Origin of the sequence: Salimicrobium jeotgali (assembly GCF_001685435.2) — a bacterium.
Classification (GTDB): domain Bacteria; phylum Bacillota; class Bacilli; order Bacillales; family Halobacillaceae; genus Salimicrobium; species Salimicrobium album.
In genome coordinates this window covers 2,214,045-2,228,056 of record NZ_CP011361.2, presented here as the reverse complement: position 1 = coordinate 2,228,056, position 14,012 = coordinate 2,214,045, and the positions used below count along the sequence as shown (strand labels likewise).

General features: G+C 49.1%; 13 protein-coding genes. 10 read left to right on the top strand and 3 right to left on the bottom strand.

Translation table 11 applies throughout. The features are described 5' to 3' along the window. Window positions 1-3 precede the first annotated feature (3 nt). Window positions 4-570 (bottom strand): alkyl hydroperoxide reductase subunit C, encoded by a 567-nt coding sequence (gene ahpC / locus AAV35_RS11140; RefSeq protein ID WP_008588064.1) that lies wholly within the window; start codon window positions 568-570, stop codon window positions 4-6. A gap of 316 nt (window positions 571-886) precedes the next feature. Here ahpC and AAV35_RS11135 point away from each other — a divergent pair, with 316 nt between their 5' ends. After that, on the top strand, window positions 887-2,509 hold the full coding sequence (locus AAV35_RS11135) for an amidohydrolase (protein ID WP_008588066.1): 1,623 nt from the start codon (window positions 887-889) through the stop codon (window positions 2,507-2,509). Between the two features lie 131 nt (window positions 2,510-2,640). On the opposite strand, the gene AAV35_RS11130 is transcribed toward AAV35_RS11135, so the two are convergent. Then, window positions 2,641-3,711, bottom strand: a complete 1,071-nt coding sequence (locus tag AAV35_RS11130) for a GGDEF domain-containing protein (RefSeq protein ID WP_008588068.1) — start codon at window positions 3,709-3,711, stop codon at window positions 2,641-2,643. Between the two features lie 133 nt (window positions 3,712-3,844). Next, complete coding sequence (locus AAV35_RS11125; protein WP_082409500.1) at window positions 3,845-5,023, bottom strand: MFS transporter; 1,179 nt, start codon at window positions 5,021-5,023, stop codon at window positions 3,845-3,847. A 675-nt stretch (window positions 5,024-5,698) separates the two neighbouring features. Here AAV35_RS11125 and AAV35_RS11115 point away from each other — a divergent pair. From AAV35_RS11115 to AAV35_RS11075, 9 genes are all read left to right on the top strand, one after another. Beyond that, window positions 5,699-6,850: a betaine/proline/choline family ABC transporter ATP-binding protein gene (locus AAV35_RS11115; RefSeq protein ID WP_008588075.1), complete on the top strand. Its 1,152-nt coding sequence runs from the start codon at window positions 5,699-5,701 to the stop codon at window positions 6,848-6,850. Between the two features lie 15 nt (window positions 6,851-6,865). Continuing rightward, window positions 6,866-7,510, top strand: coding sequence for an ABC transporter permease (locus tag AAV35_RS11110; RefSeq protein ID WP_008588078.1), 645 nt, complete (start codon window positions 6,866-6,868; stop codon window positions 7,508-7,510). Between the two features lie 67 nt (window positions 7,511-7,577). Continuing rightward, window positions 7,578-8,459 carry an osmoprotectant ABC transporter substrate-binding protein gene (locus AAV35_RS11105; RefSeq protein WP_052034734.1) on the top strand — a complete coding sequence of 294 codons (882 nt, stop codon included), beginning with the start codon at window positions 7,578-7,580 and terminating at the stop codon, window positions 8,457-8,459. 1 nt (window position 8,460) lies between these two features. Then, a complete protein-coding gene (locus AAV35_RS11100) occupies window positions 8,461-9,108 on the top strand; it encodes an ABC transporter permease (protein ID WP_008588082.1) in 648 nt (215 codons plus the stop codon). Between the two features lie 54 nt (window positions 9,109-9,162). Continuing rightward, complete coding sequence (locus tag AAV35_RS11095) at window positions 9,163-10,815, top strand: CocE/NonD family hydrolase (RefSeq protein ID WP_008588084.1); 1,653 nt, start codon at window positions 9,163-9,165, stop codon at window positions 10,813-10,815. A 79-nt stretch (window positions 10,816-10,894) separates the two neighbouring features. Continuing rightward, a complete protein-coding gene (locus AAV35_RS11090) occupies window positions 10,895-11,452 on the top strand; it encodes a GbsR/MarR family transcriptional regulator (protein ID WP_008588087.1) in 558 nt (185 codons plus the stop codon). After that, the gene (locus tag AAV35_RS11085; RefSeq protein ID WP_008588089.1) at window positions 11,442-12,335 is read left to right on the top strand and encodes a beta-keto acid cleavage family enzyme; all 894 of its coding nucleotides are present in this window, start codon (window positions 11,442-11,444) and stop codon (window positions 12,333-12,335) included. The genes AAV35_RS11090 and AAV35_RS11085 overlap by 11 nt, the downstream gene beginning before the upstream one ends. Window positions 12,336-12,340: 5 nt before the next feature. Further along, window positions 12,341-13,333 (top strand): 3-hydroxyacyl-CoA dehydrogenase NAD-binding domain-containing protein, encoded by a 993-nt coding sequence (locus AAV35_RS11080; protein ID WP_008588091.1) that lies wholly within the window; start codon window positions 12,341-12,343, stop codon window positions 13,331-13,333. Beyond that, window positions 13,330-13,806, top strand: coding sequence for a thioesterase family protein (locus tag AAV35_RS11075; RefSeq protein WP_008588093.1), 477 nt, complete (start codon window positions 13,330-13,332; stop codon window positions 13,804-13,806). Before AAV35_RS11080 ends, AAV35_RS11075 begins: the two co-directional genes overlap by 4 nt. Window positions 13,807-14,012 lie beyond the last annotated feature (206 nt).

Here is a 14,012-nt window from a genome sequence, read left to right as displayed (position 1 = left end):
TCCTTAGATTTTACCTACAAGATCAAGGCTTGGTTTAAGCGTTTCTTCGCCTTCTTCCCATTTGGCCGGGCAAACTTCACCAGGGTTTTTACGAACGTACTGAGCAGCTTTCACTTTATCGATAAGCGTACTTGCGTCACGTCCGATACCGTCTGCGTTGATTTCGGCAGCCTGTACGACACCGTCAGGATCGATGATGAATGTACCGCGGTCCGCTACACCTTTTTCTTCGATAAGAACGTCGAAGTTACGGGAAATTTCGTGGGAAGGGTCCCCGATCATTGTGTAGGTAATTTTATTGATGGCTTCTGAATGATCGTGCCATGCTTTGTGAACGAAATGAGTATCTGTAGATACAGAGTATACTTCCACTCCAAGCTCCTGAAGTTTAGCGTACTGATTTTGCAGGTCTTCAAGTTCTGTCGGGCATACGAACGAAAAGTCCGCAGGATAGAAGCAGACGATGCTCCATTTCCCTTTCAGATCCTCATCAGTAACCTCGATAAAATCATCGCCTTCTCTGAAAGCTTGTGCGCTGAATGGTGCTATTTCTTTTCCGATTAAAGACATTTAATATCCTCCTAAATAGTAATAGTAAAGGTCATACCATATCTATCTTACATATTGTTCTGTGCAATGTCACATGAAACGCATAGGGAAATTTTAGACAAATTTGTGACGGAATGTGACCTGATTCTTGCTGTTATAAGTCTGTGCCTCAGCAATATCCCGGACCCGTTTTTGTAAATTGATTCCCTATTGGAATGCAAACATTTTTATGCAGTTCCTTTCAAATGTTACGATAGGTTTTTCTTTGAATAGGAAAAAAATGGTTCATGTGTACATAGTGAAGTCAGAAATCATTTTAATGAAGGGAGTAATTACTATGCAGACCATCTACTATGGTGGGGACATTCTCACAATGGAAGGAGAGGAGGTTCCCGTAGAAGCCATTCTGGTGGAAGACGGTGTTATTAAGAAGAAGGGGAATCTGCAGGAGGTGGAAGCGGCAGCCGAAACAAAGGGCACAGAACAAGTACATCTGAACGGGAAAACGCTTATGCCTTCTTTTATTGATCCTCACAGTCACTTCCCCTTCGTAGGGCCGGTGTCCCGTATGGCGGACTTGAGTGGATGCGGAAGTTTCGAGGAGATTGCAGACGTTCTTCGTAAGTATGTGGAACGGAATGAGTTTGAAAAAAACGAAGTGGTCCTAGGATTCGGGTACGATCATACGATGCTGAAAGAACAGCGTCACCCTGTAAAAGAGGTGCTGAACGAAATAACGGATCGCCCTCTCTTCGTGTTCCATGCGTCCGCCCATATGGGATGCGCTAATGATGCCCTTCTGGACATGGCGGGTATCGACTCCCGTACGGAAGAGGTGGAAGGCGGAACGATAGGAAGAATGACAGGCAGTATGGAACCGGACGGCTATCTGGAAGAAACGTGTCTGACACTCGTCCAGCAGTACATAGCAGGCGGATCGGAACATGAATACTTAAAGTTACTGGAAGAAGGTCAGAAAGTATATGTACAGAATGGAATAACGACTGTCCAGGATGGAGCGGCCTCCATGCTGACGGTGGAATTGTGCAAAGCCCTGGCCGACCAGGGGAAACTGAATGTCGACGTTATCTCATACCCGCTAGTCGATAATGACCCGGGGAAAATATTTGAAGCGAATGCGCCTTATGTAAAACGGTATCATAACAGATTCAAACTCGGTGGATACAAAATGTTGCTGGACGGGACTCCTCAGGGAAAAACGGCATGGCTCACCGAACCTTACGAAGGAGACGAGGAGTACAGAGGAACGTCCTGGTACAAAGACGAAAAGGTAAAAAAAGTGACGGATGAGGCTGTTCGGAATAATGTTCAACTATTGACCCACTGCAACGGAGACGCTGCCGCGGATCAGCTGCTCAGAAATTATAAGAAATCCATGGGAGAATCACAGCAGTCCGGGAAAGAAGAGTTGCGTCCGGTTATGATCCACTGTCAGACAGTTCGTGATGACCAGCTGGATGTAATGAAGGAAATACAGATGATTCCTTCTATATTCGTCGATCATACGTATTACTGGGGAGATGTCCACTTAAGAAATCTCGGAGAAGCGCGGGGAAGCAGAATCAGCCCTGCCAGATCCGCTATAGACAGAGGGCTGCCGGTTAATCTGCATCAGGATTCTCCAGTGATCAGGCCGGACATGCTTCAGACGATCTGGAGTGCGGTGAACCGGCAGACAAGAGGAGGAGTAATAATCGGTCCGGAGCAGCGGATCAGTGTGAAGGAGGCACTCCAGGCCGTCACGATTCACGCTGCTTATCAATACGGGGAGGAAGACACAAAAGGGAGTATCAAAGAAGGGAAGTGGGCGGATCTGGTTATTCTTGACCGTAATCCTTTGGAGATTGATCCCATAGAGTTAAGAGATATTCAGGTGGAAGAAACTATTAAAGAAGGAGAAACGCTTTATAAAAAAGCAGAAAAATTGAATATACAGTAACCTGTTCCGTTAGTTTGGAGTTTTCTTACGTATAAGTGTAGAGGGGCTATTCACGTTAAAACTCGGTTGCACAATCCTGCTTTATTAAAAAAGAGGAAGGTCCTGTTTAAATCGGAAGGACCTCCCTCTTTTTATGCTACGCATACTTTGTTTCTTCCCGTCCGTTTAGCTTCGTAAAGCGCTTCGTCTGCATCGTTCAGAAGCGCTTCGGGTGATTTGGTCGTTTCTCCATAACAGGCGACACCGACAGAGACGGTTACACTGATGGTTTCACCGGTGGTCAGTAAAAAGGAATGATTCTCGACGCTTTCGCGGATTCTTTCTCCTATTTGTACGGCACGGTCGGTAGGACAGTCGAGAAGAATCACCGTGAATTCCTCCCCGCCGTTCCGGCTCACGATATCAAAAGAACGCACCGCATTTTTCAACAAATTGCCAAGCTCTATTAATACCTCGTCTCCTTCTTTATGACCGTACGTGTCATTAATGCTTTTGAAATGGTCGATATCAATGAAGAGAAAAGAAAGTCTTTCGTCTTTCTTTCGTGCTTCTTCGCTTACCGAATTGAAGATCTGGTCAAATTTCCTGACGTTGTTCAGCCCGGTCAATGCATCAGTGGAAGATTCGGCCTTGAACTGAATCATCATCCTTTGATTTTCCCGGGCGTACTCAATGACATAGAAGGAGCTGAAGCCCGCTATATAGGAAATGGTCCAGTAAGAAGGGATCATCGGGAGAAGGATACCCGTATCACTGATCAGATAAAGGATCAGCATAGTAAACAGTATGTTGGAAGCGGTGAGGGACAGAAATATCTTGACCCGTCTCCCTCTATTAAGTTTTCTCGCGCCAAGCGCAGCGAGAGCGATAAGCACGATGAAAATGATCGCCAGCAGGGACGATTCACCGAAACTGATGAAGAAGCGGCCGATTATAATAAACAATAAGGCTACGAGACTCGGAATACCACCCCCGTAGTATGTAACGAGAACGAGAGGGATATGCCTCAGGTCGATGATAGTCTGATCGAAATGCATACTGTACTGCATTAAAATATTACTTAAAACTCCTGCGAGTGCCCCGGTAATAACTTTTTTTCTTAACGAAGAGGAGGTCCTCAATGAGGAATCGTTGGTAAGCTGGGAGTAAATGAACAGGCAGGTGATCAAAATGGCCAGGTTAGACGTTAACTCTTTTAACATCATACAGTCACCCCATGTTTCTGCAGCTGAATTATGAAACCGATACAATTTATACTATACCATTTTCACAAATTTGGAAATCTGTATTAAAAGAAAGCTCCCGCACATTCTGATGCGGGAGCTTTCTGCTTTCCTAAGTGCGGTCCGGCTGCAGGGTTTCTTTCATTTTCACCCAGACGATGATACCGGACAAAAGCGGAAGGAACGCGACGAGACCGATGGCCCAGGTAACGCTTAAGATATCTGCTAAAATACCTGCAATCAGAGCCCTGAAAGCGTAGCCGCTGTCTCTGAAGAACCGGTAGATACCCATGGATGTCGCCCTCCATTCGGGGTGAGCGACATCGCTTATGGAAGCGAGGATGGTCGGGTAGACCATGGCGGTCCCTATTCCGAGCAGAGCCGCTCCGGCTATCCATAACGGATAGGTATCCACGAGCAAGATGAACCATAAGGATAAAGCCTGAACAATCATGCCGGGTACGATCAGTTTTTTCCGTCCTATTTTATCGCTCCACACTCCGGTGAACAACTGGAATATTCCCCACGCTGTCGGATATACTGCCACGACCGTACCGGTCTGTACGACACTTAATCCTCCGGCCGTAAGAAAAATTGGGAATAGCCCCCAGGCCATCCCGTCTTTTAAGTTGGTCGTCAGCCCGGCGAAGCTGCCACTTGCGAGGTCAGAGTTTTTCCAGGAGGTACGTTTGAAAATCTCCCACCCGGACACGTGCTCCGCATCTCCCTGTTCGCTGGACTGCGTTTTTACGTGTTCTTCTGTATTCCGTACGGCAAGAGAGAGGAGGAACCCGAGGACGACGAGTACAATTCCTATATAAAAAGGTTCCGGGCTGAGGGAGTAAGTGGAAGCCACGTACCCGGAAACCGAGGCCATAACTGCAAGTCCGAGGTACCCTGCGAATTCGTTGAAACCTACAGCCAGTCCCCGCTGCGTCGACTTTGCGAGATCTACTTTCATATTGACCGTCATCGACCAGGTAAGCCCCTGGTTAACGCCAAGAAAGACGTTCGCGACGATGATCATCCACCAGGCTTGGGCGAAGATGACCATGATCGGTACAAATAAACCGATGCCCCAGCCGAAAAGGAGGACTCTTTTTCTGCCGGCACGATCCGCTAGGTTTCCTGCGAATAAATTGACCAGAGCTTTCGAGAAACCGAAGCTGACGATAAAGGAGAGCGCAGCACTGGTCGACAGCAGGCCGAAACGCTCTTCTCCTATCATCGGAAGCACGGTTCTTTCCAGACCGACCATGGACCCGACGAACAGGTTAATGATTACGAGCATTACAAATTGCACAATGTTTTATCTGATTCCTACCTGAACTTTTTCCACGCTTCTTCTCTCCTTTTCAAAACTGCATCGGATTTCATATATCTATATTCGTGCATGAAAATTTCCTTTACGACCGGCCGGATTCTGCTGCGGCCCCGGCAATAAGCCGCCACTTTCCTGTCGATCTCTTCTGATTCTGTAATGAAGTCTTCACGCAAAAGAAAGATATGAGTAGTCCGGTCTGCGTCTAAGGATTTTATGGAGAACAAATCGACTGCGTCCGAGCTCTTCGATATTTACTGAACCGGGAGAACTTGTAATAAATGATATCTTTGAAAGTTCTGATATCCAACCCGTACACCCTTTTTACTATATTTCATTCAACTAATCGATTAAATCTTCTCATCGGCGAAAGTGAAATGTGAAGTATTATACAGCCCAAAGGATAAAAGAAGAAAGTGTGTGTAACCCTGGCAGAATCACGTGGGACCCTTCAATATAATTTAGCAACCATCAGATAAGTCATTATAACGAAGGAATTGTACGATATACGGACGTAAACTTTATACAATTTAAATTGTATAGAAATCCAAAAGTTTACGCGTTTATTTGGAAGTTTGTTTATCAGCTGCCAGGGCTTATACTTTCACACAGATTGAAGGAGAGAAAAATTTGGAGGTGGCGAGTTTGTTGCAATTTGAACGTGTAATGAAGAAGTACGCTGACGGGACGCCTGCTGTCAGTAATCTGAATCTGAACATTGAGGAAGGGGAATTCGTCTGTTTCATCGGGCCGAGTGGCTGCGGAAAGACTACGACGATGAAGATGGTCAACAGACTGATTGATATTACGGAAGGAACGATTTACATAAACGGTAAAGATATAAAGTCCCAGAACGCTGTGGAACTGAGGCGTTCGATCGGATACGTCATCCAGCAGGTAGGGCTGATGCCGCATATGACGATCAAGGAAAATATTTCTCTTGTAGGAACGCTCCTGAAGTGGCCTTCCGACCGTAAAGAGAAACGCGCTAAAGAACTTCTGGCACTCGTCGACATGCCGGAGGAGTACCTTGATAAGTACCCTCACGAGTTAAGCGGCGGGCAGCAGCAGAGGATCGGCGTACTTCGTGCTCTGGCAGCCAATCCGCCGTTGATTCTAATGGATGAACCTTTCGGAGCGCTGGACCCGATCACGCGTGACTCCCTGCAGGAAGAGTTCAAAAAACTTCAGAAGGAATTGAATAAGACGATCGTATTCGTTACTCACGACATGGATGAAGCTCTGAAACTCGGAGATCGGATAGTCATTATGAAAGATGGGGAAGTGGTGCAGGCAGATACACCGGAAGAAATTCTGCGCAATCCGGCCAATGAGTTCGTGGAAACGTTCCTCGGTAAAGATCGTCTCATTCAGGCACGTCCGGACGTCACGACGGTGGGTCAGATCATGGACACGGATCCGATTACGGTGACTTGCGGTACCAGCCTCAAGGACGCTATCGCAACGATGCGCGAGCGCCACGTCGATACCCTGCTTGTCGTCGATCGTGACGGTACGCTTCAGGGCTTTCTTGATGTGGAGGCGATCAACCTCAATTATAAAAAAGCGGCTTACGTGGAGGACGTTATGGAAACGGACCTGTTTTCCGTGTCCGAAGACAGCCTTCTGAAGGATACTACGCATAAGATTCTGCGTCGCGGTGCCAAATACATCCCCGTTACCGATGGGAATCATCACCTTACCGGAATCGTTACCCGGGCCACGATGGCGAATATCGTATACGACACCATCTGGGGAGAAGGTCAGGAGCTCGACAGTCTGACTGCTACTACATGATAGGGGGAGGAAATGATGCAGACATTTTTTACTGAACACGGAACAGAATTACTCGTGAAGACGTGGGAGCACTTATATATATCGTTCACCGCGGTCGTACTCGGGGTACTGGTCGCCATTCCACTGGGGATTCTTTTCTCGAGAATGCCTAAGTTTGCGGATAAATTCATCTCGGTGATCGGGGTTTTGCAGACGATTCCGAGTCTCGCCATACTGGCGTTTTTCATTCCGCTCGTAGGTATCGGGAAAGTGCCGGCGATCATTGCTTTGTTCGTATATTCACTGCTGCCGATTTTGCGTAACACATACATCGGACTTCGTGATGTCGACAAAAACGTACTCGAAGCCGGATCCGGGATGGGTATGAGTAACTGGCAGTCCATCGTGAAAGTGGAACTGCCGCTGGCGGTACCCGTGATTTTGGCGGGCGTACGACTGTCCACTGTCTATCTTATCGGCTGGGCTACGCTGGCAGCCTTCATCGGCGGTGGCGGTCTCGGTGACTTCATCTTTGACGGCCTGAACCTGTATCAGCCTGTGCTGATTGTCGCCGGTACCGTTCCGGCTACGATCCTGGCCATTATCGCTGATCGTGGACTGGCTTTTGCGGAAGGAAAATTGACCTCGGATGGACTGAAAGACTCGTATAAAGCTGCTTAAATTTTGGAGGTGACTGCACGTGAAGGAGAAAACGACCAAACTGCTGCTGATTGCAGTTGTTCTGGTAATGCTTACGGGCTGTACGCTGCCCGGGCTTGCCAGCGGAGGGAAAGATACGATTAAAATCAGTTCGCTGGCTACGTCGGAATCGGAAATTCTGGCGGAGATGCTGTCGATTATGATTGAACGCAATACGGAGGCGGGAACGGAGCTTGTCAGTAAACTGGGCTCCTCCATCGTCCAGCACCAGGGAATGGAACGCGGGGACATCGATATTTCTGCCACCCGTTATACCGGGACGGACATTGCCGGGGCCCTCGGTATGGACCCCATCAAAGATCCGGAGAAAGCACTGAAAACGGTGAAGGAAAAATTTCCGGAACGTTTCGATCAGACGTGGGCTCCGAGCTATGGATTTGAAAACAGCTACTCTGTTGCTGTGACGAAAGAGTTTGCGGAAGAAAACAATATAGAAAATGTCTCAGACCTCGAGCCGTACGCCGATGAACTGCGCTTCGGGGTGGATAACGCCTGGGTCAACCGGAAAGGGGACGGGTATGACGGTTTTCAGGAAACCTATTTTTCCTTCGGAGATGTATTCCCGATGGACACCGGTCTCGTATATGAAGCCGCTGCAAGCGGTCATATGGACGTCGTACTGGCTTATTCCTCGGACGGACGCATCAAGGATTTCGATTTGAAAGTGCTCGAGGACAACGAACAGTTCTTCCCGCCTTATGATGCTTCCCCGGTAATCGCGAACGATACACTGGAGAAGTATCCGGAGATAAAGACCATTACGGAAAAACTGTCCGGACAGATTACTACGGAAAAAATGCAGGAGCTCAACTTTAATGCGGCCGTTGAACACGTGAACCCGAGAAAAGTTGCCCGTCAGTTCCTCGAAAACAACAATTACTTTGAAGATGCGGCAAAGGAGGAGAACTGATATGGAAACGATTGTTGAATTCATCAATTATACCCTGCAGAACAGTGGATATATCTGGACCCAGTTTTACCGTCACTTTCTGATGGCGGCCTACGGTGTTCTGTTTGCGGCAATTTTCTCCATCCCTCTTGGTATTCTGATTGCCAGGTACGGCCGGCTCAGCAGCTGGGTGCTGGCCGTCGGCAGTATGATCCAGACCATTCCGGCACTCGGGGCTATGGCGGTTCTCATGATTTTTATGGGACTTGGAACTAACACTGCGATCGTAACGCTGATGCTTTATTCTATTCTGCCGATTACCCAGAATACATATGTCGGTATTAAAGATGTCGATCAGACAGTCATCGAGGCCGGATATGCTTCCGGTATGACCCGTTTTCAGCTGCTGCGGATGGTCGAACTGCCACTGGCGATCAGTGTGATTATGGCCGGTCTCCGGACGGCTCTCATCATCGGAATCGGAATTGCAGCTATCGGAGCTTTCGTAGGAGCCGGGGGCCTCGGAGCCATCATCCTTACAGGAACCAACGCCACCAACGGCACTGCGATCATTCTCGCCGGGGCTGTACCGACAGCTGTTATGGCCATCGTAGCCGACCTGATTCTCGGAGGAATCGAGCGGAAACTTCAACCGGCTAATAACAATTGATCCCGGAAGTTTGAACGGTTCATAGAGAAAAAAAGCAGTGTGAGGAGGCGGACAATGATTATTGAGAAGAACGCAGCATGTACGCTTTCGGACGGGGAAGTACTGCGGGCCGACGTTTACCGGCCTGACGATGAGGAGCGGCATCCCGTATTGATGATGCGCCTCCCCTATGACAAAGAGACGCCGAGGTATTTTGAAGAATATTTGTCTGTACCCCGAATGGTGGAGTCAGGGTATGTCGTGATTCTGCAGGATGTGCGCGGCCGATTCGCCTCCGGCGGAGAGTTCTACCCGTTCGTCCATGAAGGAAAAGACGGATATGATGCGGTGGAATGGGCGGCACGCCTTCCTTTCTCCGACGGCCGGGTGGGAATGTTCGGGATGTCTTATCACGGTTATACGCAACTGGCAGCGGCTTCCCAGCACCCTCCGTCCTTGCGGGCGATAGCCCCCGTCATGACGATGGCTGATCCCTGGGAGGGGCTTCTGAATGATTCGGATACAGTGTCCGCGACCGGAAAATTCGAGACCTGGGTGCTCGGTTCAATGATAGAGGACCATCTGAAACGTAAAGGTACACTGGATGAAGAAAAACTTCAGCATTATCTCGAGAACCTGCCGGATTATCTGTGTGACTTCCCTGCTGACACATGGGGACCTGTGCAGGATCTTGATCCGGACTCGTATTTTTTTGAAATAATGCAGCGCCGTGTCCCGTCCAGGGTAGTAAAGGAAGCTGACCTGCGACAGGCTCTGCAGTCGGCTACGGTACCCGCTTTATTCATGGGCGGCTGGTATGACGCCCTTCTTCCGTCGACTCTTTCGGCTTATCGGGTCTATAACGGAGAAAAATCGTTCTGGATTGGCCCTTGGACACACGAAGAGATGACGGGAAGGGCCGGTGAGGTCTTTTTTGAAGGAGCGGAAACAGAAATCGGAACTGAGCGTATTAAGGATACGACGGAGCTTCATATCAAATGGTTCGATCACTGGCTTAAATCGAAGCCTTCCGGAGTGGAAGATAAGGTACATCTGTACATTACGGGCAGCAACAAGTGGCAATCTTTTCCGTCCATGCCGCATGGCAGAGAGGCAGAAACATTTTTTCTGAAAGGATCTCATGAACTGTCAGCGGCTGAAGGGGGAGGCGGACTTGGTAAGGAAAAAGATCAGCAGCCCCTTCCTCACCATATGCTTCTGGATCCCGGGGCGCCCGTCCCCACTTACGGGGGGAGTGCTCTCGTTGCCGGCAACGAGTCCGGAATGTTCGATATCTCCGGACTGCAGACAAGGCCGGACGTTCTCGTTTACACGAGCGAACCTCTTAAAGAGAAAAAGCTTATTATGGGAGAGGTCGAAGCGCGACTGTGGGGAGAAGCACCTTCCGAATTATTCGATGTGTTCATCCGTCTGTCCGAAGTGGATGAGTCAGGACGGGCCTGGAATATCACCGAGACGTATCACCGGGAACGCGTCGTACCACATGAACCGGCCGAAATGAATCTGAGCGTCGGGGTCACAGCTCATGAGGTGAAGGCAGGGCACCGGTTACGGATCGACCTGTCAGCCTCGAACGCCCCTCATTACGACGTAAATCTGAATAACGGTCAGACGACAAGGACCGCCGTCCACGGGGAAAAGGCGACCGAGTTCATATATAGCGGGCCGGAAAGAGCTTCAGCCATCTATTTACCTGTTGAACGTTAAACAGGTACCGGCATCTGTTTGGAAACGGCACCGGCTGTGGTATTGTTCAGTTAACACAGGTGAAAAGGGTGGATGGAAAATGGAGAACGAGAATAAGAAAATAGAGGAAATAAGAACACAGTTCGTAGAAAAGATAGCTGATAATATGAATGCTTTCGGTGCCCCGACAAGTCTTGGCCGTGTGCTTGGAATTATCTATATGAATCACGAACCGATGACGCTCGATGAACTGTCGGCGGAAATGGGGATGAGCAAGACGAGGATGAGTCAGGTGGTCCGCGAAATGATAGACATGAACATTGCGGAACGGGTCTTCCAGAAAGGGGTACGCAAAGATTTGTATCAGGTCGAAGAAGACTACTATGAAACATTCATTTCGATTTTCACATCGACCTGGCAGAAAGCCAGTACCCGAAGCCGCCATTTTGAGGAGCGGATCAACAGGAAGATAGAAGAAATACGGGAGCAGTCCGATCTGACTGAAGATGACGAAAAAGCGATCAATGAGTTATTGGAAGAACTTCATCGATGGACCGAATATTATGACTGGATCCGTCGTGTTACTTACTTTTTCGAAAGTGGCGAAATATTTAAACATGTACCAAAAACAACAGGAGGCGATGTAAATGAGTCGTAAAGTTATGATGTCGTGTGCACTGACAGGAGCAGGAGATACTCCCGGGAAAAATCCTTCCGTACCCGTAACTCCAAAAGAAATTGCGGATTCGGCGATTGAATCGGCGAAAGCCGGGGCAACTATAGCCCATATTCACGTGCGTGATCCGAAAACGGGAGCTCTCAGTCATGATGTGGAGCTGTTCCGCGAAACGGTGGAACGCATCCGTGAATCGGAAACGGATATTATCATCAACCTCACTTCCGGCGGCGGCGGTGACTGGGTGCCGAGTGATGCAGATCCTACCCGTGGTGGAGAAGGGACGGACATGCAGACGCCGGAAGAACGTCATGAGCCGATCGGTAAACTTCTTCCGGAAATGTGCACTCTGGACTGCGGAAGTACCAACTTCGGAAACATGCTGTACGTCGGTCCGACAGACTGGCTGCGCCGTCAGGCCAAACTCGTACAGGAGAGCGGTGTGAAGCCTGAGCTTGAGTGTTTCGACACCGGTCACGTGCGCTTTGCCAACCAGTTGATCAAGGAAGGACTGATTGATGGAGATCCATTATTCCAGTTCTGCCTGGGTATCCCGTGGGGCGCAGAAGCCGATGCGGAAACGCTCGCGTACATGAAGAGTCGTATACCGGAGAACAGCCGCTGGGCTTCCTTTGGTATTGGCCGGATGCAGATGCCTATGGTCGCCGAGTCTGTATTGCAGGGAGGACACATCCGTGTCGGCCTGGAAGACAATATGTATTTGAAAAAGGGTCAGCTTGCGACGAACGAACAGCTTGTCGATAAAGCAGCGGGAATCGTGGAAACACTCGGCGCTGATTTGATGACGCCGGCTGAAGCACGTAAAGAACTTAATCTGCTTGATCCATATGCGAAGAGGGGGTAACGGGTATGTCATCGATCACAAATATTACAATTGTAGGAACAGGTGTCATCGGCAACGGCTGGATCACCCGTTTCCTGACTAACGGCTATAAGGTGACGGCCTATGATCCTGCTCCCGGTGCAGAGGAAAAAACGAGGGAAGCGGTGCGTAGTGCCTGGGACTATGCCGGAAAGCTGGGACTGAAAGAAGGTTCTTCAGAGGAGAACCTTACGTTTGAAGAGGATCTCGGGAAAGCTCTGGCTCATGCGGACTTCGTCCAGGAAAACGTGCCGGAACGGGAAGAGCTGAAAAGGAGCGTTATCGCCTCCATCGACGAACATGCACCGAAGCATGCAGTCATTTCTTCCAGCACGTCAGGGATTTTACCGACGGTACTTCAGGCGGACTGTGCACATCACCCGGAAAGGGTCATCGTCGGGCATCCTTTCAACCCGGTATATCTCATGCCACTCGTCGAACTGGTGGGCGGCAATAAAACGGAGGACAGTTTCGTTGACAAAGCCCGGGAATTTTATGAAGGTCTTGGTATGAAACCTCTCATCGTTCATCAGGAAATTGAAGGACACATTGCCGATCGTCTGATGGAAGCGGTCTGGCGTGAATCTCTGCATATCGTTAATGACGGTGTGGCGACGACCGAAGAAGTGGACGCCTCCATCGTTTACGGTCCAGGTCTTCGCTGGGCGCTGATGGGCCCGTTCATGACTCTCCATATGGGAGGCGGTAAGGCCGGTATGCGTCATCTCCTGCATCAGTTCGGTCCGGCCTTGAAACTACCGTGGACCAAACTGGAAGCGCCGGAACTCACGGATGAGCTGGCAGAGAAAGTCATCACCGGCTGTGAAGCGCAGACGGAGGGTGTGGATATGCAGAAAATGGAAGAGCGTCGGGATGACTTCCTCGTGGAACTTCAGCAGCTGCTGGAGAAATACTGGCCGGGCGCCAACTTAACGACCGGCGACAGCAAAGAAGCCGTGCAGGGAGGCGATAAGACATGAGTGAAGCCAAACCCCTCATTACGTCAAAAGTACCTGTCGACTGGATCGACTACAACGGTCACATGAACGATGCCGACTACGTTCGTGCTTTCAGTATCGGTGTGGATGAGTTCATGAGTGTAATCGGGCTGGACGAAGAAGCCCGTAGGAAGCACCAATATACGATGTATACACTGGAAAATCACGTATGTTATCTCGACGAAATGCATCATGAGGAAGCGTACGAGGTGAAGATGTATATTCTGGATTACGATGCGAAGCGTGTGCATGCGTTCCTTGAGCTTTACGGGGAAAATGGCAAAAGAGCCGCTACGAGTGAGCAGATGCTGATGGGAATGGATCAGAGTGAAGGACGGCCAGCTCCTTTTCCGGAAGCGGTGTCTGCACAGCTTAAGGTATTCGCAGAATATCACACGCCTTCCGAGGCCCCCGAAGAAGCCGGACGGGTAATCGGTATCAGACGTAAAAAGTAATACAGTTCTGTGGGTTATTGAAACGAACAGGAAGACTTCCCATTCATTTTTTTATGAATGGGAAGTTTTTTTGTGGAAAAAATTATGGAATTTCCAGCATTATACTGAAACCTTGGGAAAGTATAATCGTGTCATTCCTTTTTTCAGATAATTGTGATAATCTGATGTAACAGTTTAATCTGAAAATGTGAAAGGAGCCTGAGAAC

Excerpts from the sequence above, each read along its gene's own strand:
- AAV35_RS11130 (WP_008588068.1), bottom strand. The coding sequence starts at position 3,711 with ATGTTAAAAGAGTTAACGTCTAACCTGGCCATTTTGATCACCTGCCTG.
- AAV35_RS11135 (WP_008588066.1), top strand. The coding sequence starts at position 887 with ATGCAGACCATCTACTATGGTGGGGACATTCTCACAATGGAAGGAGAG.
- AAV35_RS11075 (WP_008588093.1), top strand. The coding sequence starts at position 13,330 with ATGAGTGAAGCCAAACCCCTCATTACGTCAAAAGTACCTGTCGACTGG.
- AAV35_RS11090 (WP_008588087.1), top strand. The coding sequence starts at position 10,895 with ATGGAGAACGAGAATAAGAAAATAGAGGAAATAAGAACACAGTTCGTA.
- AAV35_RS11105 (WP_052034734.1), top strand. The coding sequence starts at position 7,578 with ATGCTTACGGGCTGTACGCTGCCCGGGCTTGCCAGCGGAGGGAAAGAT.
- AAV35_RS11080 (WP_008588091.1), top strand. The coding sequence starts at position 12,341 with ATGTCATCGATCACAAATATTACAATTGTAGGAACAGGTGTCATCGGC.
- AAV35_RS11095 (WP_008588084.1), top strand. The coding sequence starts at position 9,163 with ATGATTATTGAGAAGAACGCAGCATGTACGCTTTCGGACGGGGAAGTA.
- AAV35_RS11125 (WP_082409500.1), bottom strand. The coding sequence starts at position 5,023 with ATGCTCGTAATCATTAACCTGTTCGTCGGGTCCATGGTCGGTCTGGAA.
- AAV35_RS11110 (WP_008588078.1), top strand. The coding sequence starts at position 6,866 with ATGCAGACATTTTTTACTGAACACGGAACAGAATTACTCGTGAAGACG.
- AAV35_RS11085 (WP_008588089.1), top strand. The coding sequence starts at position 11,442 with ATGAGTCGTAAAGTTATGATGTCGTGTGCACTGACAGGAGCAGGAGAT.
- ahpC (WP_008588064.1), bottom strand. The coding sequence starts at position 570 with ATGTCTTTAATCGGAAAAGAAATAGCACCATTCAGCGCACAAGCTTTC.
- AAV35_RS11100 (WP_008588082.1), top strand. The coding sequence starts at position 8,461 with ATGGAAACGATTGTTGAATTCATCAATTATACCCTGCAGAACAGTGGA.